The following is a 22084-nucleotide window of genomic DNA, read 5'->3' on the forward strand; positions in this document are numbered from 1 at the left end:
AATTCAAATAACCAGCATACCCATTTTTCCCACCGCCGCGTCCCATCAAAATTAACATTTGATTCCAGACCAAACGCCCTGAGTCTTTATAACGGACACCAAATATACAAGCATTCACAAATTTTTGCCACGGGAATAATTCAAAAGGAAAATAGGGCTTCGGTACCTCTACACTATCTTCAATCGCTTCCCCATCTATCCAAACATTCGGGTCTTGGAGTGTTTCTTTTACGAGTTGCATCAGTTGTTTTTGTTCCTTACACGCACGAACTTGGCCACTTCCCACCATATCCATGTACGCATCGATATATGGATGAAACTTATACGTCTGGGGTTTCATCGTCTTCATCCTTTTCAAACTCTGTTGCTTTTAACCCCAGTTCAGCAAGCAACTTTGTCATTTGAGCATTTGTTTTATTTAACTCATTCACACTATCGTTTTTCTTTTTTCCTTGCCTGTTCCCATTTGACCATTCCACAACGACACCACGTTCTTCAATATCCGCAATCAGATTGTTTTTGATATTCCAAAGAGCCATATAATCGGCTACTAAATCGGTATAATGTGCACCCGATATCTTATTTCCTTGTAATTGATGCAATAGATCCTGGTATATGGTCTCTTGCAAGGCATCCCTGTTAGCTCTTTGTTTTGTGTGCATCCTTGTTTGCTGCCTTGCATCCTTTTTCATGTTGTATGCACCCTCTCTTTTCCAGTTATATCGCTGTTTCCATGACTTGACTGTATGCATGGAAACCTTATATTTTTCCGCAATATCTTTATACTTCATTCCGTTCAAATACGCACCATACGCGCATTCACGAAGGATTTTCCCCTGATCCATGACTCCTCATCTCCCCCTTACTTTGCAGATGATACACTCTTTCCACAGTTGCCACTCCTCACCTTTTTTATCCCCCCCCTCACGCGAGAGAAACAAAAAATATTTTTAGAAATCTAACCTCCGCGTTGCACCCCTCCTTTACTTTTTTTGCACCCTAAAATAGACCGGGGGGTGCATTTCATTTTCTACTTTCTCCCTTTCCAATTCCTCTCACCATTTACCATCGTTCCACATCCTCCAGCTTACAGGCTCGTTTGATGATGTTCTTTTCCTTCCCATGTTCGAAATTGTGGCACTGGATACAGAGCGTCTCCAGATTATCCAGCTCATACCCTAAGTCTGGTCTGTCTCGTAACTCTTTGATGTGATGTACATTACGTCCCTTACGGTACTTACCTAACCTCTTACACGACTGGCATTCATAGTTATCACGCTCTAGTGCTTGTAAGCGAATGTGCTTGGCCCAGTAACGATGTTTGTAGAATTTTACAATCTTATTTTGTTCATATAGCTTTCTGATTTCTTGTACTGTTAATGGCTGCGAGCTACAACTTCCCTTCCTCTCATACACTACTCCCCCAACAACTCCCTCCATAGCGGCTTCACATTTTCATCCTATCAAAATGATGATACTTGCTTATGGCTGTATCTCGACTTGTCCAAGACTTCCATTCCATATTCGTCTGTTTTCAGATTGTGCTTATTGGCAATCCTACCTATCAGGTTCGCTGAAACACCTAACTCTTCCCCGATTTCACCTGCCGTATACGTCTTACGTGCTTCTGGTAAAGAAAGAAGCATCTCGCCCGCCACAATTCGGGTAGCATGTGCCACCAAGGATTGCTTCGCCTCCGCTCGTAATTGAAAATACCCTGCTACCATTTGTTTCCCGATTATTTGTAAGTGGCTCATTTCGCTTCCTCCTTGAAAATTAACCATTACGGTATGTGATATTTTATTGCCCCTATAAAAAAGAGAACATCTACAATAGATGCCCTCTTTACTCAATGGCTTCATTCAATCTACACCATCTACTGGTTTCGGATTTTTTGTATGCCATCACTATGAACCGTTTAGAATATACATTTTTTCCTTGTGATAGATGATTTCCGTCACCATTCACTTTTCCATACTACCATAATACTTCATTTTTTGAAGCCAAAAGTGACATGATAGTGACATCTTTTATCTTTCTCCCAGTCTTTCCGCGATTGCGTACACAATTCCATCTCGCCAGCGTAAGGCTGTTCGTTTGGTAATGTGCAGCTCTTCTGCGATTCCGTCCCAAGTCTTACATTGTGGTTTCGTCCAGTATTTTAATTTGACTAATCTTTGTTTCTCTGGTTCTAACAATACATACACATGTTCAATCGTATCCGCTAATTCTTCGAGGCGTTTGAGTTTTTTATGTACCGTTAATTTTGTTGCGATACGTTCTGTTGGACGATTTGGGATATTCCTTCTCCCACCTCCGGTATTCTCGTCATCCTGCGAGGAACAGTAAATCAAATTCTTTCGTAAGAATGCAATTTCGCGCAAGGTATCGCCGTAACCATGTAATTCACTCTCGATATATTTAAAAGTCGCGCCTTTCAGTTTTCCTGTTGGGCTTTCTATCATCGAATCCCTCCGATTGTTCTAGCGTATTCTTCCACACTTACTCCTTGTTTTTCGTTTGATATAATCCTCGTTTGATAAGTTGTCTACGTAAACTATTCCCGTAATATCCAAATTGACGCGCAATTTCCTCATAACTTTTCCCTTGCTTATGCAAAGTGACTGCTTGCTTACACAACTCATCCCATTTTCCATCGCTTTCTTTCCGCATTTCTTCCACACTTTCATGCAATTGTAGTCCTCGTTTTTTCAATTGTTGGCGGATGGTGCTCGCGTTACACCCTAATATTTCCGCTATTTGAACGTATGACAGGCCTTCCTTTTTTAATTCCATTACGTCTTGACACATTTGATCCCATTTTATTTTTGTTTTATACTCTCGACTTTTCTCATCTGTAATCAGGCTGGCTCCTAATTGCTGAATTTCCTGCCCAATCTTACACGTTTCTGTGCAGTATGGATGTATTTTTCCTCCATTGTATTCACAACTCTGACAATGACCATCTAGTAAATCTAAAATACGAATTCTTGTTTTTCTTGCGTCCATATTTCATTCTCTCCTCGGTCTTTTCGTTTGTCTTTATTATACCGAGGTTATTTGTGAAGGACACGTTTGGAGAGACCAGAAATCTGCGCTACCTGATAGGACGCTCAAAATCCTTTCTAAGCGATTCTAACTCCGTAAATACCTATGGTATTCAAAAATAATTAAAAATTGAATTTGATGGGCTTCTGAAAGTTATTTTTCGGCCCGACAGTCCGATGCGTGATGAACGAGACATTTTCTCTACTTTTCTTCAATCTCAACATTCCATCCACACTTGCAAGTTCGTTTGAAACGGCCACCTTCAACTTCTAATGTTCCTTCTCCATCACCAATGATTTCATTTCCACATTGTTTGCATTTTCCATACTCATTCATCAGTTCCAGCGTTTTCCAAGCATCCATTCTTTTCCCTCCTGCGTAAAATCCTACATTTGTTTCATACTATCCATAGGCTGGTTAACAGCCCCTACAAATGTATCCAAAAGTTATACCCTACATCTACTTTGGTTTTCTCTTCTACTACTGGGCAGTTAGCTTTTGCTAGCTGCTTTGTTATTTTGTATAAGTTTAAAGAGCGTGGCAATACTAAGTAGGCATAAACATTTGTGTGTTCACCAACCTTCCTCTTAGGAACTCTTTCACAGGAGTTCCCTTTTTTATGCAATTTCACGTCACCTCTTCCAACAGCTTCAGCAATTCCTCCTCCGTCCCTTCATATAAGTTTCGTCCATCCCATAATTTAAATATATCTTTCTCTATCAATTGCTCAATGACTGCCTCTTTGTTGCCCATGTTTCCTCCTAGCTTAAATCAATCCTTTTTTCAATAACTCACGAGCCATATATAAGAAATGATGATAAATGTAATTCCCCGTTGTAATGGGATCGATAAAAACAGTAGAAAATCCATATCGTACTTCAAAAGTTTTCAGACTTCCTAATAAAGATTTTGGTTCGTACTTACTACGGTATGTTCCGTTTAATATCTTCTGGTACCCTTCCACATCTTCCACAATCAGAACAAATGGATGTTTCGATGCGCGGATGAGTTCATTTTCAAAACGTGTACGGTCTTTGATACTTTCAACCAGTTCGTCCACACCATTCTTTCTCTCCACACCTGCCGTAAGATAAATATCCCTCGTCAGACCCATCTCTAGATTCTTGGGAATCATCGCAGAATAATCACAGGTTTTCATTCCACGAATTTTAAATGGTACTTTCTTTTTATGGAAATAGTCCAACACATGTTGATTTTTTTGTTCCCGTGTGTCTACGATGATTTCTAGTGTCTGGAGAATCTGCTTTAATTCTGACTCTGAATATCGATAGTGAATAGCTGGCATCCATACTCCCTCCCTTATTCGAGATACAATGTATCTGCGTATTTTCTATACATTATTCATTTTCTCCCTCAATAAATTTAAATATATTCGGCCCTCCACCCATACAAGTTTTTTCCTGGGTTACTATTTTTTAACTAATAACCGGAAATGTAACCGAAACTGTAACTGAAAAATAAATCTCGGTTACAGCCTTCCGCTCTACTCCCACAAGGCTTTCCACACACTTTGTAACTGGTAACCGAAATTTTCACTTATTCTATATTTTTTATACTCACATACCTTTTTTACATATATTAAAAAACATATAAAAATAGTAAAATCTCGGTTACTCGGTTACAAAATGGCTATAAACGTTGATATAATAACCTTTAATCCTGTAACCGAAATTTTTTTCTCGGTTACATTTCAGTTACTCGGTTACAACTATAAGACTTTAAATATACTTTTCTTATATGTTTTCTGTGGTTTAGCTTGATCAGGAAACCCAAATCCTAAATTCATCTTATCCAAGTCCCCAACATATTTTATAAGACTGTCATAACGAAATCTATTCTGTGAATCTTCCCAATTCTCACCTAAATACGTTTTAAATTGTTTATGGAATTGTCTATCTGCCAAATGTTTATAACCGTTGTCCATACAAAACTTTTTATAAAATCCATAAACTATATATTTCGGTACTTCCTGTATGCCCCATTCATCAAAAATGGTTCGCTTAAAATCAAGAACCGGATCATTATCCTGCTTGAATATCTCCAGTTCTTGCAAGGAAACTTTCGGAATATCGAATGCTTCAAAGTCCATGTTGATCGCTTTATATAAGACAAATTGCAATACTTGTTTATGTTTGATATATTCATCTTTAATTTTGAAATTTTCCGCTTTGCCGTTGAAATCAGCTTTAAAAGGTACGATGACAATCCTTCTTATCGTTCCATTTGTTTTATTCTTAAATTTGGGCATACCATTGGTTGATTGAATAACGCTGCATCTAAAAACGGTGTTATATATAGGTTTGTTTTTAAATTCGACTGAAACCATGTCACCCGTTACAACACTGTTAAAATTGGAAGAATCATCTATATATACATTTGCTGGTACATCATCACCTATCACTGCTGTTTTCCCTTCCAGTACACTGAGTCTGAATCGCTCATCAAATTCATTTACTTTTAATGTGGCTATGTTTTTCATACCAATTAGATTCATAATCAATTCTTGGAATGTTCCCTTACCGTTATTTCCTTCCCCGATAAGGAAAATAGCTTTCCTGCGTGAATAGTTACCATTAAGCGCATCGTTCATGACTTGCCATAAAAGTTTCTCAATTTCTACATCTCCACACGCTATGGATTTCACCCAGTTCACTACATCCCAACCATCTAAAACAGGATGAACAGGGTTTTCAATGTAAGGTGTGGTAATCTTGGTGGTGAACACATAATCAGCAGTAAATGGCTCTAGTTTCTTCGTTTTCAAATGAAATACACCGTTTTGAACGGGTATTAAATATCTTGAGTTCGTTTTTTCCTTTACCTCTGCCTTATTTGTTAAATGGTAAATCACTTCCTCAGCTTTTGTGTTGTTTAATTTTGGTTCTAACCAGGATATCACCCTTTTGATCATCGTTGTATTTTGGGTATAAATCCCCTCTGCAGGCAAATACATAGCTAATCGCGTATTTTCTTCCAGATCAAAAAGGATGAAACGAATGTATTCAGGTAGAATGACTGCACATCTTGTCGGACTAATCATAATGGGCTTTCTACCTTTTTTCCCGTTCTCTTCCCATTCTTTATCTAGTCGCGCTAATTCCTCAAAATATCGATCTCGCAATTCTTTTTTTAAATCTATCCCTGATGCGTTTTTCCTTTCCATTTCAAATTTTATATGTTTCTCGTAATACGCCCTCACCCTTTTATCGTTCTTACAGTGCGCAATCATGGCTTGATAACTAGGTTTGTCTTTCCTGTCCTCCATGCCGTTATCCAAATGTCCAAATCTATGCAGCCTATATAGATCAAAACTGTTTACGTTCTTACCGCTAATCGGATCCGTTGAATGATTACTATGCGCATGTGTGTCGCCATCATAAACAACTAAACCTCCTTTTGTGCTGCCGTCAACATAGGTGTATCTATTGCCCCTGAACAGCTCATATGTATCTGATAAAAAATCATTCAAAACATCCGTAACGGAATATATATTTGTCCATGCTCCAACCCAGTTTTGTTTTTTACGTGGATTGGCTTTTTCATTCTTTTTAAAAGTCTTGATTTCTTCATGCTGTTCAGTAAGAAAGCTTGCATCAAAAAATGGTAAATCTTGATGATAGAATTCATAATCCTCCGGATTACTACAGGTCGGATAGTGCATGTGTCGCTCAAATTCATAAGAACTCTCATCTATCCCCACTTGAAGAATACCCACTACATATTGGGTAACTTCCTTATAGTATTCTGGTCCGATATCGTAAAGTAAAGGTATAATGATTCTGTACCGCGGGTCAGCTTTTGTATGGTTGTGTGTTGCATACATAGCAACCGCAAAATTTGTAAATCCCTCAATATTATCCCAAACATTTACACCTTGTGGCACTTCATCTATATCAATTGATAGGAAGCTTCTGCTTTTCACATTGCTTTTACTTCTGTTATTTTGAACATATCCCCCTATAAATCCGCCTGCCTTTCCTTTTTTGCTGGTTATTGTAGGCTGGATTAGCCGATTTACAAACTCTCCGTATGTTATCTTTTGGTTAATTGCATTTGTATTCGTTAGCGATTTAAAATCAGTTATATCCATTACTCTGTCATACTTACGCTCCATTTTTTCGTTGCGTGATGTTATAGTGGATAACACTTTCTCACCCCCTCCAAACCATTACGTAACATGTTAGAGAGAGAACGATAGCTGCTCTCTCTCCGGTTTTTATTCTCAAAACGGAACGTCGCTGTCAGAAATTTCAATACTTTGAGGTAGCGTAACTTCTGAAGGCTTAAAACCATTCACCTGTGGATACTTCTTACCGTTGTATTCTCTTTCTCCTACCACCAGTCTTAATGGCTTTTTCAAAAATGTATCCGCCCATTCTTTATACGATTTAAATGCCATTCCAGTTGGAAATCCTGCCGCCTTCGACGCTGCCTGTAATCTCCACATGGAGTTTTCCGTTACCACGAAATTGTCATATAGAATCTTTTGTCCTTGGCACGGTTGGTCTACATCACTGCGAATCTCATAATCCACAATGATACGCGGATTTCCATTTTGAGATGTTGTCTGGTCATAATTTATAACGATTACTTCATATTCTCCTGGTTTAATCGGGTCAAATCCTTTAGCTTGGTTATGGTCTACTGTAAACATTTATTTTTCCTCCTTAATATTAAAAACTTGCAATCTATCTAGTGCTGTTTCGAGCAGCTTGACCGTAAAATCCTCGAGTTTTAGATTGGCTTTCCATTCAAATTCTTGTATCTTCATTTGTGCCTCTACATGTTCATGTGCAATATACCTAACTTGTTGAATGAGGTTTATCCGTCTTGATTCTTCCTCTGCTTTCACATCGATTCCCAGCTCAAGCCATTGGTACAACTTGCGGCCTACATCCGCTGTAATCTTCTGTGGATTTCCCTCAAACAGTTGTGTATTATCTTTTGATGTAGTGGCTACATGCTCAATATCCACAACGAAATTCAGCATAAACTCATATTCCATTTCATCTTTTTGTACAGGCTTCGTACCCACTTTACGTGGAGCCATTCTTCCATTAGAATCGGACTCCACCACATACTCTGTTTTGGTTCGAAGTGTCGCAAGAATATGAACGTCATTCTGCGTTAATGTTTTGATTAGCTTCGTAGTTTCAGGTGCGAGCTTGCCCCAGTTTTGAAACGAATTACCAGACATTCCCCCGTGCGTTTCCACAATCCCGCCTTCACCTTGCCAATTATGAGATAAGGAATCAATGATAATGACTTCCACTCCTGCCTGTTTCATGACATGAACCGCTTCGTTATATCTTTCCGTTGTGTAGGGCGGCGTAAAATCGATATGAAGGAAATTCCCTATTTTCACTTCCCCATACACAAGGCCTACCTGAAGTTTGGAACGCTCATGTTCTGTATCAATCACACCAATCTTCTTCCATAATTCTTCTTCTGATACATCAGGATACGCTTCTTGCATCATTCCGAATGCTGTAAGTAACGCGCTACCCGTTTTCCCTGATCCACTACAGCCAATAAAACCTATGACGGCTTTCATCTTTTCGCGTTTTGCTTCTGTTACTTGAAACATGGAATCACTCCTCATATCCATTCACTATTTTCTTCCATATTTTTCAGAATAAAAATAGAAGCTTCAAAATCTTGAATTCTACCTATCACGTTGACAATATTCTTTTCCACAATCGGTTTCTTCTCTTTTAGTCTTTCTAGCTCTCGCTGATATTCACTTAACTTTCTTCTTTCCACAGATAATGTTTGTTCTAATTCTTCAATCGAAGCATTCAAAATGGCATCACCTCTTTCTGCTTCGTTAACGCATACACTTCTATAAACGCCTGCAAAGCATACCTGTAAGCAATCAACATACAAATAGATTCCAAGTCGTTAGAACACTCATACCGATCGATCAAACGCCTTAACATAGCAATCTCATTTTCAATCTTGTTTTGCACCTGTTCCATGCACACTTTATAACTCACCCCTTCGTTCTTGAAATCCGAGTAACGTGACTAAATATGCCACTGCGTTCTCCCTCAGAAGAACTTCCCCGTCTGTAGAAACCAAGACATCATCATCTGGGAATACATCACTTCCACAAATATCCTTAACAGGAATAGGCTCATATTCTTGCGAATCACGAATCCCATATCCGTTATACAAAACCGTTGCATTTTCTATCATATTGATTCCTCCGTTTACTTTTTTTAATATTGGATATACTAACATTACCTTGTGGATAAGGTTTCGAATTTACGTCCCATCCAACCCGGGGCGTATTTTTATTTCTCAACCTTAAAAACACTGAATATTCTTTTAATCAATCGCATATTCTGATATTGTATACATACACAGGTTGTATCCTTTTTTGATGTTTTACTGTCGCTTGTTGAATTATGCTAGGCATGAGACCCATCTATGGGTCTTTTGTCGTTATACTAGCGTTTATGGTTTAAACTCACCTGCACACCTTTTCTACTTTTAGACACCGTTATCGAAAGTGGGTTCCCAATAAATAGCTTCCCCACCATAACTACATAAGATGTTTGTACTCTCAATTGCTCATTCCTTTCAAACACTCCTTTACTTTCTTGTATTTCATGATATAATCACATTGAAAATTGACTTTATCTAGATCACCTGTTGGCGCAGGTGGTTTTTTATTGGTTTTGCCATGACTCTATAAGATGGGGTATAATCGGGATTCATTTTGAAAAACGCCTTATTTTTTTACTCTACCGACGTACGAATTACTTCTCCCTATCTTCATCCCAATTTCTGTATCTGAAAAACCATAACTTTTATTGTCTAAAATAAACTGCTCTTCTGGATTCAACCTGTTCATGAACTCCTCTACTTCCATAGAAACCAAGACTTCGTCTTCCACATTCATAGGTGATACCGCAAAATATTCATTCACTGTTTCCCCATCCTTATGCAAATCAATGGATTGACACACGAATTTTTTTCTTTCTTCCCATGTAGCTCTTGTTGTTACTCGTATTGTCATACCTGTGTTTAAGATTTCTCGATAGATTTTCCATTTAATCGCTCGAACCGCATAACCTTCGAAATTAAATACTTTTCTTGGATCGTATTTCAAACAAAGGTCCCACAAAGTCATACGACCAATTTGTATAAAATCATCCAATTCCATATTGTTCATTTCTGCGATTAATTTGGCTTTCTGCATACTTCCAAATCTTTGCTTAATCGCCGCAAACACTAAATATTGTTTTTTTCAAATAACTCTTCAGGTGTCATTTACTCCACATCCTTTGTCCATTTTTTAATCGGTTTATCCAGAACATAAACTACTAAAGGAAATCCACAAATCAAGAGCCCGGCAATCATCAACGAAAATATGCTTTCCTCTATCACCCTAACGACTCCCCTTCTTCATGAAGGTATCTAATTTCTTCCAGGTTAGTTCTGTCAGCAATTGCTTATGCTTCTCTACTAAACAATTCGGGATGTTATCAATCGATTTCAATCCTAACTGTCGCTTCATATAAGATGTAATCTGGCGCATCACCCTTGTAGCATCCTTTTTGATTAACTCTCGAACCGCTTGTTCTAAATCAGATTTTGTCCCTTCTATTGCTTCGAATGTTAATTGAACCGTATTTTCTACAAAGTGTTTTGCTTTCACATGACGTTCTTGTTGTAGTTGGTCTCGAATGATTTTAGGAGCTACATTAGCACGTTGCGCTTCCGTTAATCGATTATCGAAATTGCCAACCGTTTGATCTAAACACTCAACCTTTTCCGTCTGCATGCCTACCGCTTCACCAAGTTTCCCGACATCTTGACCTACTTTTGTAAGCTGGTTATTTTGACTAGCAAACTGTGTTTGTACCAATGCAAATAACTTTTCAATCATTTCATTGTCCGTTCTTTTAATGACTAAATCCCCTGATTCGTTAAGTGAAATTGGTAATTGTCTAATGTTTTCCATGCAAATTCCCCCAATTAATTGATTTTTCTTCCTGTTTTAGCTATCCTTAAATCGCTAATGAACTCTTGAAATGCCTCAATGCGTGAGTCTAATAACTCTTTTGTCGCATCACTCGCATTCGCTATAGACCCTCGCATCAAAGAAGATACAACCGAATCTTTTAAGAAACCGTCCATATATGCGATTAAGTTATGAACATTCTTGTTCGCCATATAATTCATCGAAGATTCTTCCAGTTCCATATCTTCCACACTTTTAGACATCGCTTCTGTTTTTTGCTTATAAAATGTTGCTTCGTCTTTCGCTGTTTGATTCGCAACCTTCAATTCCGCATTTTCATCTTTTAATTTATTTATAACGCTAATATGTTCCTCTGATTCAACCTGTACCTCTTTCACCACCTCTCGCTCGATGATCTGTGGCTCTTGCTCTTCCCGCTCCTCTAATTGCTTTCTTGTAAGTTGCTCGGATTTACGAGCTGCGAATGTTTCTTGCTCGGCGCGTTTCCTTTTCTCGGTTTCTTGATGTAGGAGCTTGTCCTTTTCTTTGAGGGCTTTCTTTACTTCCCTCAGTTCTTTTACAGTCATCTCATCGACTGTTTTCTCTTTACCTGTGGAATGAATGGTATGTGGTTTCGCACGTGCTTCTGGTGAGATTGTTGCAATTTCATATAACGCTCGGAAACCCAGATGAGTGTACGTGCACTCATTCGGCAATTCTTTCGCAATCATGATAAATTTATCTGCTTGCGCTCTATCCATATCAATTTCTTCCTCACACCATTTTGACCATTGCCCATGCACTAAATCGTTTTCTTTCACATATTTCAAACGTCTGCCAATCTCGAATATCGACTGTCCAGCAATTTGTTGGTAACTTTTTATCTCTGCTGTAATTACGTTGATGTCGTTGGATAAATTCATTACTTCATTCATTTTTGCACCCATTTATATTCTCCACACCCTTATCTACTCTTTCTTTGCCTATGCGAGTACCACGAATAACTTGTTAACACGTTGTGGATTTATTCCCATGCCACTTTAGCTAAAGTTCCAATTCCACTTGTAAATATTTTAAATCCCAAAACTATACAGCTAACCTTGCACCTAAAAATAACTGTTACGTCTTTCAATTCATCCACTTCTCTTCAGGTAAATTTAATATTGCTTTATCACCAAATAATTCAATTGCTTTTTTGTCGTATGCTCTTGTGGCTTCTATTTCTGTTTGAAAGGAACCAATATAATATTTTTTCCCGTCCTTTTTAATTTGGCTAACCCAACTTTTACTATTGTTTATCGTACAGACCCCCCTATAGTTAGAACTCATACCATTCTTCTTACGTGGTTTTAAACATTTTCCAACGTTTATTTCTTCTACTGAATTGTCTTTTCCAATTACATTTTGATATGCATGTCCACCAAAAATTTCTATTGCAGCTTTGTTATAAGCTAATGCGGCATCATCTTCATTATCGTAACGTCCTAAAAATATCGTTTTCCCCTTATTTCTAATGTTTGCTCTCCACTTTCCACTCCATTTCTCCCAAGAAACACCTTTGTATTTAGAACTTGTATTTTTTCTACCTTTTGACTTATGAAGAGCTTGTAAAAATGATGTAATGACTAAATTTTCTTTCCGGAAATCTAGTCTGTTATTGTTTTTATGTGTAACTACATGTTGACGATTCGTAGCATTTAAAATAAACCTTCCTAATAGAATACTTTTATTATTTAAGACAACAACAGAGCTACGATTTGATGCATTTGCATACCAAAGATATTCCATACAACGTTCATAATCTTCATCATCTACAAGAGCTACCATTCCATTTTGAAGCGGTATTTCTTTAACCACTTAACTCACTTCCCTTCATTTAAAAACCTTACGGTTCATTTCACTTGACTTACTCTTTTCTACCATTTTTACTACTTCCAAACTTGATAATGTTGGTTGTTCGTTTACTGGTGTTGATTCGTTTATTATGAGACTTCCTTATAATTCATCGTAAAATCTAGTAAGAAACTCTTTCATTTCTTTAGCTTTAAATAACCAACGATTGTTCTTTTGTTTAGCAAATTCTTGTACCCGAGGATCATAAACAACATACTCCATCAACCAATCGTAACTTCGACTCGTTTCGTATTGAAGTCTTTTCATATCCCACCAAGTGCCGACTCCCATATCCGCTAAACGCTCATTCACTTGACGCGTTACCTCTTTTTGTACATAGCTATCATCAATAATGACTTGTACTGTTGCTGACATCATGCATCCCCTCTCATTCTTATATTTATTCTGTACTAACTCGCCTCCTCATTCACCTTTTCATCTTTCTTCGTAGTTTGCTGTACCTTGGCTAACATTCCTTTCACTACACCAGCAATATAGTATTGATTGCACAGCTCTAATTTTTCGATCCCTGTTACTGTTTCATAAAACAATTCTTTTTTATCCATTTACATCACCCCAAACGTTTATAACGTAAATTTACCAGAACAAAAATACGTTGTCAACGTTTATTTGGAATAAAGTGCGTTGCTAACGATTTTAATTTCCTGTATACTGAAAATAAATAGGTTTCATTTTAAAAGGAGGATAGAATGACAATGATATCCAAACGAATAAAAGAAATTAGAACATCCCAAAAGTTATCTCGTGAAAAATTCGGCGAAAAAATAGGTGTGAGTCGAGGAGTAATAGAAAACATCGAATACCAAAGAGCGGAGATCAAAGACCTATATATTCACTTAATTTGCAAAGAATTTCATGTAAATGAACACTGGCTCCGAACTGGTTCTGGAGAACCTTACGTCTCCAAAACTGAGGAAGAAGAATTAGCTGACTTGCTCTTTACTTTAACAACTACCAATAACCAAATTTTGAAAGAAGCTATCCTTGATATGACCAAGTTATCTACAGAAGATATTTTGGTACTAAAAAATGTAATAGATGCCTTATTAAACAAACAAAAAGCGAAACAACCTTAACTTGGTCGTTCCGCTTTTTTTAATTTATATGCATATTGTTCTAGAATATTTAAATGCCTATCATTCGTTAACTGTACCGTACTTTTAATAATCTTTTCTTGTACGGCAGACAATGATATACCACATCGTTCAAACGCTTCTTTTATATCTTGTTCTACAAATAATAGTATTCTTTCCTCTCGCATCGCAACCCCTCCAAATATATAAGTGACAAACCCTCTTGTGCTCGCTCCATTCTAAACACCCTATTATGTATACGCTACGCTTGTTGCAAATATCGAACTGGCTTTCATTCAAAATGAAAGATTGTAAAGTTCCTATCCATACTATACAATGACAGCAAGGTAGACGCAATCAACGGATTTGTTGATTATGTAACATTTCGTTCTACTTTTTACTGATTTTTTCCTATTTCAGAAAATTAAGTTTTTTATCAGACCCCTTGATACGACTAACTTTATTGGCTATAATCACGCTAAAATAGGATTTTCAAAAAAAAATCTATCATTCCTTGAAAACTATCAAAACATCCTACACATCTCAAGAAAAATAGTCCCTAACTTGCAAATACCTGTATAATATAACCATAGAAATGGAGTGATCCAAAATTGGCTAGTTTCAGAAAACGTAATGATAAATGGGAATATCGCGTTAGATACAAGGAAATGGGAAAGTACAAAGAAACATCGAAAGGAGGCTTCAAGACAAAGAAAGAGGCACAGTTAGCGGCTGCTAGGGTGGAAGAGCAACTAGCTAAAGGAGTAAATATAAGTAATAGTCAAATGACGTTTAATGATTACATGTATGAGTGGCTTGAAACACATAAAAAAGGTAATATTTCACCTCGTACATATTATGCATATCAAAAAAATATCAGAAAATATATATTACCTGAATTTGGAGACATGAAACTAAAGGACTTGACACGACTACACTATCAACAATTTATTAACACCTTACTTGAAAAACTTCATAAACAAACTGTGAATGTTATTCATGCTACCATACACGGTTCGTTACATACCGCAGTTAACGAACTCAGTATTTTAAATAACAATCCCACCAATAAGGTGCAAATGAAAACTCGTCAAATCGTCTCAGCACCCAATGAAATTAAATGTTATGATGTAGATGAATTACAAGATTTTTTAGATTTTGTTTCTAACAAAAAAAGAGCATTTAAATATTATGCCTTATTTTTCTTTCTGGCACGTACAGGATTGCGAATTGGAGAATGTTTAGCCTTACAATGGTCTGATGTGAATTTCCAAAAGAAAACCGTTACGATTAACAAAACATTATTATCTGTAAAAAGAAATCAGCCTATTACTTTCGGGCCGCCAAAAAACAAAAGTAGCATCCGAATTTTATCACTGGATGATTCCACTATAGCCTTATTAAACAAGATAAAAACTTTCCAATCTAAAAATATTGTAACAAACGGACGCTATTATGCTAGTTATCATTTTATTTTTACACACGAGGACAACGCATGTATGTTACACCCTTCAACACTAAATTTTTTACAAAGGGCTTGCGAAGAAGGGAATCATAAATACATCACATTACATGGTTTCAGACACACACATGCTGTGCACTTACTACAAAGCGGTGCAAATATTAAATATGTTTCTGAACGATTAGGTCATTCTACCATAGACATGACTGCGAATGTCTATCTACATGTCACGAAATCCATGGAAGAGACATCCGTAAACAGATATGATGAATTTTTAAAATCACGTGGACAAATTGTGGGCAAGCAGTTGTAAAAAAACAAAAAACACTTGCCCACAATGATTTTATCACTTATATTTATAGAAATACTTTTTCTACAGCAGTTACTAATTCTTCTCCGTAATTTGCATTACCTTCAATATTTTCAACTAAATATTCCACTTCTTCTTTTAATCCTTCTAATTCCATTTCAATGTCATTCACGCTAACGAACATAACCACATCGTTATTCATCGCTTCATGCATTGCTTCCCAGCATGTGTGCGGAATACTTACATAAATAAAAGATGATTCATTTTCTAAGATATATAAAAATGATAAATTGTCTGAGTCTACAAGTACGTGATTACGTGCACTTAACTCCTTTACCTCTATTTCACTATTTTCCGCACAAAAAATAAGAGCATTCTCTCTCTTTTCTACGCTCTTAACTTGGATTTTATTTTGCATGCTCTAACTCCTCCATCTCAACTTCCTGTCTTACTTAACAGTATTATTGTATCATAACATGGACGCAAACAAATAAAACATTGAACCAAATTTATGAAAAAGCGATAATGTGTAAAGAATTATTTTTCAAAAGGAGATTATACAATGACACAAGAAATTGAAATTGAATTCAAAAATATCGTTACAAAAGAAGAATTCGATACATTATGCAAATCGTTTTCTATTGAAGCATTTACGAAACAAGTGAATCACTACTTTGAAACACCTGACTTCTCGTTAAAAGAAGCTGGCTCTGCACTTCGTATTCGTCATAAAGGAGAAACTTATACGTTAACGTTGAAACAACCTACAGAAATCGGTTTATTAGAAACGCATCAAATCGTAACAGAAGACGAAGCAAAAATGATGATGGAAACAAACACAATCATTCAAGGAGCAGTAGTAGATCAATTACACAAATTACAAATTCCTGTTTCTGCTTTAACATATATGGGTAGTTTAACAACAGAAAGAGCAGAAACATTATTTAAAGGCGGAACGCTTGTCTTTGATCATAGTTTCTATTACAATCACGATGATTATGAAATTGAATTTGAAGTGCAAGATGAAGAAACAGGAAAAGCTGCATTTATTCATTTATTAACGCAACATAACATACCTGTTCGTCATACAAATAACAAAGTAAAACGCTTTTTCCTTGCCAAACAAAACAAAGCACGCTAAAGTGAAAATTCCACTAGTGAATATGTTTCGCTAGTGGATATACCTCACTAAAAAAATTTACATCCGTAGAATAAGCAAAGAATCTTTGAGAAGGCTGTTTATTTGCCCTCTCGAACATTCCATTGCTACAATAGATATACATTTCATGGAAAAAGGAGTTTATAAAGGATGAGCAAGCAACCGATGACACCATTTGAAGCAATTGGCGGTGAACAATGCATTGCAATATTAGTAGATACATTTTATTCCTATGTCAGTAAACACCCTGACTTATCTCCCATCTTCCCGGAAGATTTAACAGAAACCGCTAGGAAGCAGAAGCAATTTTTAACACAATATTTAGGTGGTCCTAATTTGTACACTGAAGAACATGGTCATCCTATGTTAAGAGCACGCCATCTTCCGTTTGAGATTACTCCAAAACGAGCAGAGGCTTGGCTATCATGTATGGAGCAAGCAATGGATGATACTGGAGTGCATGGTCATATAAGAGAGTTTGTTTTTGAACGTTTAGCATTAACCGCTCAGCATATGGTTAATACTCCAAACGAAACAGGTGAAGTGTAATGGATAAGCAGGAAGCAAAGCATATAAATATGCCATCTCCTTCCGCATGCGAGCATAAGTCTGTAGAAGCATATTTATTTATTGATCCACTTTGTAAAGATTGCTGGGAAATTGAGCCTTTTATTATTAAACTATGGCTTGAATACGGGAAATACTTCTCTATTCGTCATATCGTAACAGGAAAAGTGGATGGAACGAACGCTTCCTCACACAAATGGAATAAACCTGCTAATATTCGATTTGTGTGGGAAAAGACAACAAGTTTACAAGGTTTTTCATGTGATGGAAAGGTACATATGCAAGAAGCATCGTCAACACCATATTTAGTTTCGATGGCGATTAAGGCAGCGGAGTTACAGGGCCGAAAAGCAGGTTCGAAGTTTTTGCGAAAACTCCAAGAATACATTTTCCTTGAAAATGTATCAACCCCTGACTGCGAACTATTACTTGCATGTGCGAAAGATAGCAATATTGATGTAGAAGAATTTAAAAAAGATCTACATTCTGCTAGTGCAAAAAAAGCTTTCCAATGTGACTTGAAATTCACGAATGAAATGCATATTACAGAAATACCCTCCCTCGTCTTTTTTCATGCGAACTCAGATGAAGAAGGTATTAAAATCGCTGGAAATTATTCCTACGATGTATACGTACAATTATTGAAAGAACTTGTAAAATGTGAAATTGAGCCAGAACCATTACCACCTTTAGAAGTGCTACTAGAAGCAACACAATTTATATCTTCAAAAGAAGTAGCATTTATTTATGACTGTCCGCAACAAGAAATTGAGCGCGAGCTTAAAAAATTACAACTGAAACGAAAAGTACAAATGATTGAAGTAAAATGCGAACGTTATTGGAAATGGATAGCAAAAGAAAAAGACCTGGTGTAAACACCAGGTCTTCTTCTTTACGGCTTATAAAAATATTAAAGGGGATGGGAGAAATTTTCACGTTCAAACAAAGGGGTATATGTTTGTATGTGAATTCGTTCACGCTTATTATATTACAAGATTCGACGTCAGATGACAACCCCTTTTGTCGAATTTCACACTTTTGTCACATTCTAAACGTTTTCATTTTTGAATAAGCTATAAAAAAGGTCATTTAGGGGGTTTATTTATGAAAAAATCTTATATTGCTCTTCTCTTTCTAGCTGTCATCGTTTCTTTTTTCTTGTACATCCTCTCTCTATTACAAGCTTTTCCTAAAATTATTGCCTTACCTCTTTTATTCGTAATCATCGTTATCACTCTCTCTTATTTCAATCATAAAAAACGATTCAAAGGGTTTTAATTTCAAAAATCAGCCGTAAAACTATCCTTTCAGTTAGAAAAAACAAAGAAATTCACCTTGTTTTTTCGACATATATCGACATTTAATCTATTCAAAAAAAGACGAGGATACAATCCCTCGTCTTTTTTCATTACTTTTCTTCAAATAATAATGCTTCTAATTCATTTAATTTCTCTTCAAATACTTGTAGTGCCTCTTTTACTGGTTCAGGAGATGCCATATCTACTCCTGCTTTTTTCAGCACTTCAATTGGATAATCAGAGCTTCCTGCTTTTAAGAACTCGTTAATATAACGTTCTACTGCTGGTTGTCCTTCTTCTAAAATCTGTTTAGATAGAGCAGTCGCTGCACTAAATCCTGTTGCGTATTGATATACGTAATAGTTGTAGTAGAAGTGTGGAATACGAGACCATTCTAAACCAATCTCTTCGTCGATTACTAAAGCGTCACCGAAATATTTCTTATTTAAATCATAGTAGATTTCCGTTAGCATATCTGGCGTAACAGCATGTCCTTCTTGTACTTTCTTATGAATAATATGTTCAAACTCTGCAAACATCGTTTGACGGAATACAGTACCACGGAACCCTTCTAAATAATGATTTAATAAATATAGACGCTCTTTCTTATCTTCTGTCGTTTTTAATAAATAATCATTTAGAAGCGCTTCATTACAAGTAGATGCCACTTCTGCTACAAAGATGGAATAATCACCATATACGTGCGGTTGTGTTTTTCTTGTATAGTAACTATGCACCGAATGACCAAACTCATGAGCAAGTGTAAATAAATTATTTACATTATCATGCCAGTTCATTAAAATATACGGATTTGTTCCATATGCACCAGATGAGTATGCCCCGCTTCGTTTTCCTTTATTCTCATACACATCTACCCAGCGATTTTCATATGCCTCTTTCAAAATATCAACATATTCATCACCAAGTACGTTTAAAGATTTTAATAAAAGGTCTTGCGCTTCTTCGTATTTCACATTCATTTTCACTTCTGGTACAAGTGGTGTATATAAATCATACATATGAAGCTCATCAAGTCCTAATGCACGCTTACGAATATCGATGTAACGGTGTAATAAATGTAAGTTGTCATTTACCGTTTCAACGAGTTGATCGTATACTGCTTCCGGAATATTATTATTGCTCAGTGCAGCTTGGCGAGCAGAATCATATTTACGAACACGCGCATTGAAATTATTACGTTTTACTGCTCCACTTAACGTACTTGCGAATGTATTTTTAAATTTCCCATACGTTTCATATACAGCTTTAAATGCATCTTTGCGAACACGAGGATCATCACTTTCTAAAAACTGAATGTAACGACCATGTGTAATTTCTATTTCTTCTCCGTCTTCACCTTTAATAGATGGGAATTTTAAATCTGCGTTATTCAACATACCGAATGTATTGCTTGATGAACTCATTACTTCAGATGCTTCCGCTAATAAAGCCTCCTCAGCTTCTGATAATACGTGCGGGCGTTGACGTGTAATTTCTTCTAATGCATGTTCATATACACTTAAATCTCTATTTTCCTTCAAGAATGTTTGCAGTGTATCTTCTGAAATTGATAAAATTTCAGGCACAATATACGCTGTGCTACTAGATACTTGTGAATATAAATTTGTTGCGCGATCATTTAATGCTTGATATACAGAGTTTGTTGTATCTTGATCGTAACGCATATGAGCATATGTATATAGCTTACCTAATCGCATTGAAATTTCATCTTCATATTGCAATGCCTCAAGTAAATTGTCCGCAGAGTCACCAAGTTTCCCTTTAAATTCAGTTAACTTCGGTAATAGCTCTTTAATAGCCTGGAATTCTTTTTCCCATTCTGCATCCGTTTGGAAAATATCTTCTAATCGCCACGTACTTGCTTCTTCAATCTCGTTGCGATCTGGTAATGCTTTCGCTTTGTTTTGTTCAGACATTCTTTAAGCCCTCCTTTAAATATCTCTACTTAAGTACAATTCGTTTTTTCTTATGTAATTCCTTCACAATCATTCTTTATTATATCCCCTTTTCCTCCTCTCATGTTAAAATTTTCCTCAAATAAAGATAGCGCATGTATTAAGCAAATCTCATCATGTTTCATAATTTCCTCCTCTGTTTTTAACATCACTACATCCCTTATTTTTCGGTACGTATAACTTCCCGCTTTATGCAATACACCTATATAGCATAAAAATGTCATATATTCAGTAACTGCCACTTTCCATGTGTGCTGTGAAAAGTACGGAAGTATCCGCCTTTTCGTATACCTTTTTACATAACTACACACATATTGAAGAGAAATACACTCTCCTACTGCAAGCCCCCCTATACACTTCATATATAGAAAAGCTTGCCATATAAATGGGTTTGTTTGAAAAGCAAATCCAGAAGGGAGTGGAACACCAATTTCAGAAGGAAAGCTCGCTGGGGTACATTTAAATTGATATAAGAGGCGTAATAATGACTTATAGTTATAATTCCAAATAGGCAGAGCGTTTTGCCGAAAATAATCCTTTCGCTTCTTCCATTCTCGTTCTAATATTTCCTTTTTGAAAGGAATAGGAGAAAAAAGCATTTCAAAAGTAGTCGTTTCAATTGGTAAATATATAATATGTGAGAAAGAGACGCTTGTAGAAAATGAAGTGATAAATGCACATTTCATAAATGATTTTTCTTTCGAACAGAAGAAAATAAGAAATGGTTGAGGATAAGATTGTAAGGAGAAAGCCATAAGTGAGGAGAATTTCATCCAATATGCCGATTGCTTTTTCAATTGATTTCCACCAACGATCCAAATGACCTGTATACCAGCTCGCCAATATGAATAGGTTCTTTTGTACAGCTGCTCTATAGCAAGGTTTGCACATTGGTATTCAATTGCAATTTTTCTGCCCGCCCTCTCTACAAAAATATCTGGTCGTTGCTTAATTTCCGGAAGGTAGTACTCAATATCCACCTGAAAGTTTTGACGTTTGAACCATCTATATAACAATTCTTTACCGTGCATATGATACGTTGATTCCGCTTCATAAAAGGCAAGACATGAATCCACTTTTTTATGAGCAAAATGCCAACTTTTTTGTTTCCCTAATTTCATTTGCACTTCCTTTCCACAAGCTACACAAAAGAATCGTTCCTGTTGGCGCATACGGCGCAAAAGCTCTTCATTACAATTATAGAGTAAATGAATTTTTTCTCCGTTTTCTCTTTTAGCTATAAATATCGGAATCACACCCTTTCAGCTCCTTATATTCTACAAT

At 36.4% G+C, this 22084-nt stretch carries 30 protein-coding genes and 1 pseudogene; 6 read left to right on the plus strand and 25 right to left on the minus strand.

Annotated features, from left to right (window positions below; all coding sequences use genetic code 11):
• The 21 genes and pseudogenes from ATL10_RS27340 to ATL10_RS31420 form a co-directional block, all read right to left on the minus strand.
• Positions 1-340, minus strand: a pseudogene (locus tag ATL10_RS27340) (terminase large subunit); the annotation flags it as partial.
• Positions 321-845, minus strand: a complete 525-nt coding sequence (locus ATL10_RS27345) for a P27 family phage terminase small subunit (protein WP_110497884.1) — start codon at positions 843-845, stop codon at positions 321-323. The gene ATL10_RS27345 and the pseudogene ATL10_RS27340, both read right to left, overlap by 20 nt.
• Positions 846-1062: 217 nt before the next feature.
• Positions 1063-1440, minus strand: coding sequence for an HNH endonuclease (locus ATL10_RS27350; protein ID WP_110497886.1), 378 nt, complete (start codon positions 1438-1440; stop codon positions 1063-1065).
• Between the two features lie 23 nt (positions 1441-1463).
• Positions 1464-1757 carry a hypothetical protein gene (locus ATL10_RS27355; protein ID WP_110497888.1) on the minus strand — a complete coding sequence of 98 codons (294 nt, stop codon included), beginning with the start codon at positions 1755-1757 and terminating at the stop codon, positions 1464-1466.
• 273 nt (positions 1758-2030) lie between these two features.
• Entirely contained in the window at positions 2031-2384 is a 354-nt protein-coding gene (locus ATL10_RS27360; RefSeq protein WP_481747233.1) for a transcriptional regulator, read from the minus strand.
• A 118-nt stretch (positions 2385-2502) separates the two neighbouring features.
• Positions 2503-3009, minus strand: coding sequence for an RNA polymerase sigma factor (locus ATL10_RS27365; protein WP_110497892.1), 507 nt, complete (start codon positions 3007-3009; stop codon positions 2503-2505).
• Positions 3010-3249: 240 nt separating this feature from the next.
• Positions 3250-3411: a DUF3797 domain-containing protein gene (locus ATL10_RS27370; RefSeq protein WP_110497894.1), complete on the minus strand. Its 162-nt coding sequence runs from the start codon at positions 3409-3411 to the stop codon at positions 3250-3252.
• A gap of 264 nt (positions 3412-3675) precedes the next feature.
• A complete protein-coding gene (gene fbpA, locus ATL10_RS27380) occupies positions 3676-3801 on the minus strand; it encodes a Fur-regulated basic protein FbpA (protein ID WP_110497898.1) in 126 nt (41 codons plus the stop codon).
• 13 nt (positions 3802-3814) lie between these two features.
• On the minus strand, positions 3815-4354 hold the full coding sequence (locus tag ATL10_RS27385) for an ERCC4 domain-containing protein (protein ID WP_110497900.1): 540 nt from the start codon (positions 4352-4354) through the stop codon (positions 3815-3817).
• 423 nt (positions 4355-4777) lie between these two features.
• The gene (locus tag ATL10_RS27390) at positions 4778-7183 is read right to left on the minus strand and encodes a DNA primase family protein (RefSeq protein WP_110497924.1); all 2406 of its coding nucleotides are present in this window, start codon (positions 7181-7183) and stop codon (positions 4778-4780) included.
• Between the two features lie 108 nt (positions 7184-7291).
• Positions 7292-7723, minus strand: a complete 432-nt coding sequence (locus tag ATL10_RS27395; protein WP_110497902.1) for a DUF669 domain-containing protein — start codon at positions 7721-7723, stop codon at positions 7292-7294.
• A complete protein-coding gene (locus ATL10_RS27400) occupies positions 7724-8656 on the minus strand; it encodes a DEAD/DEAH box helicase family protein (RefSeq protein ID WP_110497904.1) in 933 nt (310 codons plus the stop codon).
• 11 nt (positions 8657-8667) lie between these two features.
• Positions 8668-8871: a hypothetical protein gene (locus ATL10_RS27405; RefSeq protein ID WP_110497906.1), complete on the minus strand. Its 204-nt coding sequence runs from the start codon at positions 8869-8871 to the stop codon at positions 8668-8670.
• A complete protein-coding gene (locus ATL10_RS27410) occupies positions 8868-9047 on the minus strand; it encodes a hypothetical protein (protein WP_110497926.1) in 180 nt (59 codons plus the stop codon). The genes ATL10_RS27405 and ATL10_RS27410 overlap by 4 nt, the downstream gene beginning before the upstream one ends.
• 7 nt (positions 9048-9054) lie before the next feature.
• Positions 9055-9267, minus strand: a complete 213-nt coding sequence (locus tag ATL10_RS27415; RefSeq protein ID WP_110497908.1) for a YqaI family protein — start codon at positions 9265-9267, stop codon at positions 9055-9057.
• A 538-nt stretch (positions 9268-9805) separates the two neighbouring features.
• Positions 9806-10276, minus strand: coding sequence for a sigma factor (locus ATL10_RS27420; RefSeq protein ID WP_258375815.1), 471 nt, complete (start codon positions 10274-10276; stop codon positions 9806-9808).
• Between the two features lie 189 nt (positions 10277-10465).
• Positions 10466-11041 carry a hypothetical protein gene (locus tag ATL10_RS27425; protein ID WP_110497910.1) on the minus strand — a complete coding sequence of 192 codons (576 nt, stop codon included), beginning with the start codon at positions 11039-11041 and terminating at the stop codon, positions 10466-10468.
• A 14-nt stretch (positions 11042-11055) separates the two neighbouring features.
• Entirely contained in the window at positions 11056-11988 is a 933-nt protein-coding gene (locus tag ATL10_RS27430; RefSeq protein ID WP_258375816.1) for a DUF3102 domain-containing protein, read from the minus strand.
• Positions 11989-12169: 181 nt separating this feature from the next.
• The gene (locus ATL10_RS27435) at positions 12170-12898 is read right to left on the minus strand and encodes an AP2/ERF family transcription factor (RefSeq protein WP_110497912.1); all 729 of its coding nucleotides are present in this window, start codon (positions 12896-12898) and stop codon (positions 12170-12172) included.
• 138 nt (positions 12899-13036) lie between these two features.
• Positions 13037-13309, minus strand: coding sequence for a DUF771 domain-containing protein (locus ATL10_RS27440; RefSeq protein ID WP_110497914.1), 273 nt, complete (start codon positions 13307-13309; stop codon positions 13037-13039).
• Positions 13310-13344: 35 nt separating this feature from the next.
• Complete coding sequence (locus ATL10_RS31420) at positions 13345-13500, minus strand: hypothetical protein (protein ID WP_181419349.1); 156 nt, start codon at positions 13498-13500, stop codon at positions 13345-13347.
• A gap of 144 nt (positions 13501-13644) precedes the next feature.
• Between ATL10_RS31420 and ATL10_RS27445 the strand changes: the two genes are divergently transcribed.
• Entirely contained in the window at positions 13645-14031 is a 387-nt protein-coding gene (locus ATL10_RS27445; RefSeq protein ID WP_110497916.1) for a helix-turn-helix domain-containing protein, read from the plus strand.
• On the opposite strand, the gene ATL10_RS27450 is transcribed toward ATL10_RS27445, so the two are convergent.
• Complete coding sequence (locus ATL10_RS27450; protein ID WP_098395086.1) at positions 14028-14216, minus strand: hypothetical protein; 189 nt, start codon at positions 14214-14216, stop codon at positions 14028-14030. The two genes, ATL10_RS27445 and ATL10_RS27450, sit on opposite strands and share 4 nt — an antisense overlap.
• 423 nt (positions 14217-14639) lie before the next feature.
• On the opposite strand from ATL10_RS27450, the gene ATL10_RS27455 reads away from it, so the two are divergent.
• Positions 14640-15803, plus strand: a complete 1164-nt coding sequence (locus ATL10_RS27455; protein WP_110497918.1) for a site-specific integrase — start codon at positions 14640-14642, stop codon at positions 15801-15803.
• A gap of 43 nt (positions 15804-15846) precedes the next feature.
• Here the strand turns inward: ATL10_RS27455 and ATL10_RS27460 are convergent, their stop codons facing one another.
• Entirely contained in the window at positions 15847-16218 is a 372-nt protein-coding gene (locus ATL10_RS27460; RefSeq protein WP_001180005.1) for a UPF0738 family protein, read from the minus strand.
• Between the two features lie 144 nt (positions 16219-16362).
• On the opposite strand from ATL10_RS27460, the gene ATL10_RS27465 reads away from it, so the two are divergent.
• From ATL10_RS27465 to ATL10_RS31425, 4 genes are all read left to right on the plus strand, one after another.
• Positions 16363-16941, plus strand: a complete 579-nt coding sequence (locus tag ATL10_RS27465) for a CYTH domain-containing protein (RefSeq protein WP_110497920.1) — start codon at positions 16363-16365, stop codon at positions 16939-16941.
• Between the two features lie 168 nt (positions 16942-17109).
• Entirely contained in the window at positions 17110-17508 is a 399-nt protein-coding gene (locus ATL10_RS27470; protein WP_000043386.1) for a globin domain-containing protein, read from the plus strand.
• Positions 17508-18401 (plus strand): ClpXP adapter SpxH family protein, encoded by an 894-nt coding sequence (locus tag ATL10_RS27475; protein ID WP_000360660.1) that lies wholly within the window; start codon positions 17508-17510, stop codon positions 18399-18401. Before ATL10_RS27470 ends, ATL10_RS27475 begins: the two co-directional genes overlap by 1 nt.
• 229 nt (positions 18402-18630) lie before the next feature.
• A complete protein-coding gene (locus ATL10_RS31425; RefSeq protein WP_081366397.1) occupies positions 18631-18804 on the plus strand; it encodes a hypothetical protein in 174 nt (57 codons plus the stop codon).
• A gap of 130 nt (positions 18805-18934) precedes the next feature.
• Here the strand turns inward: ATL10_RS31425 and pepF are convergent, their stop codons facing one another.
• The gene (gene pepF, locus ATL10_RS27485) at positions 18935-20761 is read right to left on the minus strand and encodes an oligoendopeptidase F (RefSeq protein WP_000003348.1); all 1827 of its coding nucleotides are present in this window, start codon (positions 20759-20761) and stop codon (positions 18935-18937) included.
• Positions 20762-20811: 50 nt separating this feature from the next.
• Positions 20812-22056 carry a competence protein CoiA gene (locus ATL10_RS27490; RefSeq protein WP_110497922.1) on the minus strand — a complete coding sequence of 415 codons (1245 nt, stop codon included), beginning with the start codon at positions 22054-22056 and terminating at the stop codon, positions 20812-20814.
• Positions 22057-22084 lie beyond the last annotated feature (28 nt).

It is taken from the genome of Bacillus sp. 196mf, assembly GCF_003217275.1.
Classification (GTDB): domain Bacteria; phylum Bacillota; class Bacilli; order Bacillales; family Bacillaceae_G; genus Bacillus_A; species Bacillus_A thuringiensis_S.

What these genes read in the sequence shown, in the direction of transcription:
- ATL10_RS27390 (WP_110497924.1), bottom strand. Translation starts at nt 7,183, where the DNA reads ATGGAGCGTAAGTATGACAGAGTAATGGATATAACTGATTTTAAATCG.
- ATL10_RS27460 (WP_001180005.1), bottom strand. Translation starts at nt 16,218, where the DNA reads ATGCAAAATAAAATCCAAGTTAAGAGCGTAGAAAAGAGAGAGAATGCT.
- ATL10_RS27420 (WP_258375815.1), bottom strand. Translation starts at nt 10,276, where the DNA reads ATGCAGAAAGCCAAATTAATCGCAGAAATGAACAATATGGAATTGGAT.
- ATL10_RS27465 (WP_110497920.1), top strand. Translation starts at nt 16,363, where the DNA reads ATGACACAAGAAATTGAAATTGAATTCAAAAATATCGTTACAAAAGAA.
- ATL10_RS27430 (WP_258375816.1), bottom strand. Translation starts at nt 11,988, where the DNA reads ATGGGTGCAAAAATGAATGAAGTAATGAATTTATCCAACGACATCAAC.
- ATL10_RS27440 (WP_110497914.1), bottom strand. Translation starts at nt 13,309, where the DNA reads ATGTCAGCAACAGTACAAGTCATTATTGATGATAGCTATGTACAAAAA.
- ATL10_RS27365 (WP_110497892.1), bottom strand. Translation starts at nt 3,009, where the DNA reads ATGGACGCAAGAAAAACAAGAATTCGTATTTTAGATTTACTAGATGGT.
- pepF (WP_000003348.1), bottom strand. Translation starts at nt 20,761, where the DNA reads ATGTCTGAACAAAACAAAGCGAAAGCATTACCAGATCGCAACGAGATT.
- ATL10_RS27355 (WP_110497888.1), bottom strand. Translation starts at nt 1,757, where the DNA reads ATGAGCCACTTACAAATAATCGGGAAACAAATGGTAGCAGGGTATTTT.
- ATL10_RS27345 (WP_110497884.1), bottom strand. Translation starts at nt 845, where the DNA reads ATGGATCAGGGGAAAATCCTTCGTGAATGCGCGTATGGTGCGTATTTG.
- ATL10_RS31425 (WP_081366397.1), top strand. Translation starts at nt 18,631, where the DNA reads ATGAAAAAATCTTATATTGCTCTTCTCTTTCTAGCTGTCATCGTTTCT.
- ATL10_RS27425 (WP_110497910.1), bottom strand. Translation starts at nt 11,041, where the DNA reads ATGGAAAACATTAGACAATTACCAATTTCACTTAACGAATCAGGGGAT.
- ATL10_RS27415 (WP_110497908.1), bottom strand. Translation starts at nt 9,267, where the DNA reads ATGATAGAAAATGCAACGGTTTTGTATAACGGATATGGGATTCGTGAT.
- ATL10_RS27385 (WP_110497900.1), bottom strand. Translation starts at nt 4,354, where the DNA reads ATGCCAGCTATTCACTATCGATATTCAGAGTCAGAATTAAAGCAGATT.
- ATL10_RS27450 (WP_098395086.1), bottom strand. Translation starts at nt 14,216, where the DNA reads ATGCGAGAGGAAAGAATACTATTATTTGTAGAACAAGATATAAAAGAA.
- ATL10_RS31420 (WP_181419349.1), bottom strand. Translation starts at nt 13,500, where the DNA reads ATGGATAAAAAAGAATTGTTTTATGAAACAGTAACAGGGATCGAAAAA.
- fbpA (WP_110497898.1), bottom strand. Translation starts at nt 3,801, where the DNA reads ATGGGCAACAAAGAGGCAGTCATTGAGCAATTGATAGAGAAAGATATA.
- ATL10_RS27410 (WP_110497926.1), bottom strand. Translation starts at nt 9,047, where the DNA reads ATGGAACAGGTGCAAAACAAGATTGAAAATGAGATTGCTATGTTAAGG.
- ATL10_RS27445 (WP_110497916.1), top strand. Translation starts at nt 13,645, where the DNA reads ATGACAATGATATCCAAACGAATAAAAGAAATTAGAACATCCCAAAAG.
- ATL10_RS27470 (WP_000043386.1), top strand. Translation starts at nt 17,110, where the DNA reads ATGAGCAAGCAACCGATGACACCATTTGAAGCAATTGGCGGTGAACAA.
- ATL10_RS27475 (WP_000360660.1), top strand. Translation starts at nt 17,508, where the DNA reads ATGGATAAGCAGGAAGCAAAGCATATAAATATGCCATCTCCTTCCGCA.
- ATL10_RS27400 (WP_110497904.1), bottom strand. Translation starts at nt 8,656, where the DNA reads ATGTTTCAAGTAACAGAAGCAAAACGCGAAAAGATGAAAGCCGTCATA.
- ATL10_RS27395 (WP_110497902.1), bottom strand. Translation starts at nt 7,723, where the DNA reads ATGTTTACAGTAGACCATAACCAAGCTAAAGGATTTGACCCGATTAAA.
- ATL10_RS27370 (WP_110497894.1), bottom strand. Translation starts at nt 3,411, where the DNA reads ATGGATGCTTGGAAAACGCTGGAACTGATGAATGAGTATGGAAAATGC.
- ATL10_RS27350 (WP_110497886.1), bottom strand. Translation starts at nt 1,440, where the DNA reads ATGGAGGGAGTTGTTGGGGGAGTAGTGTATGAGAGGAAGGGAAGTTGT.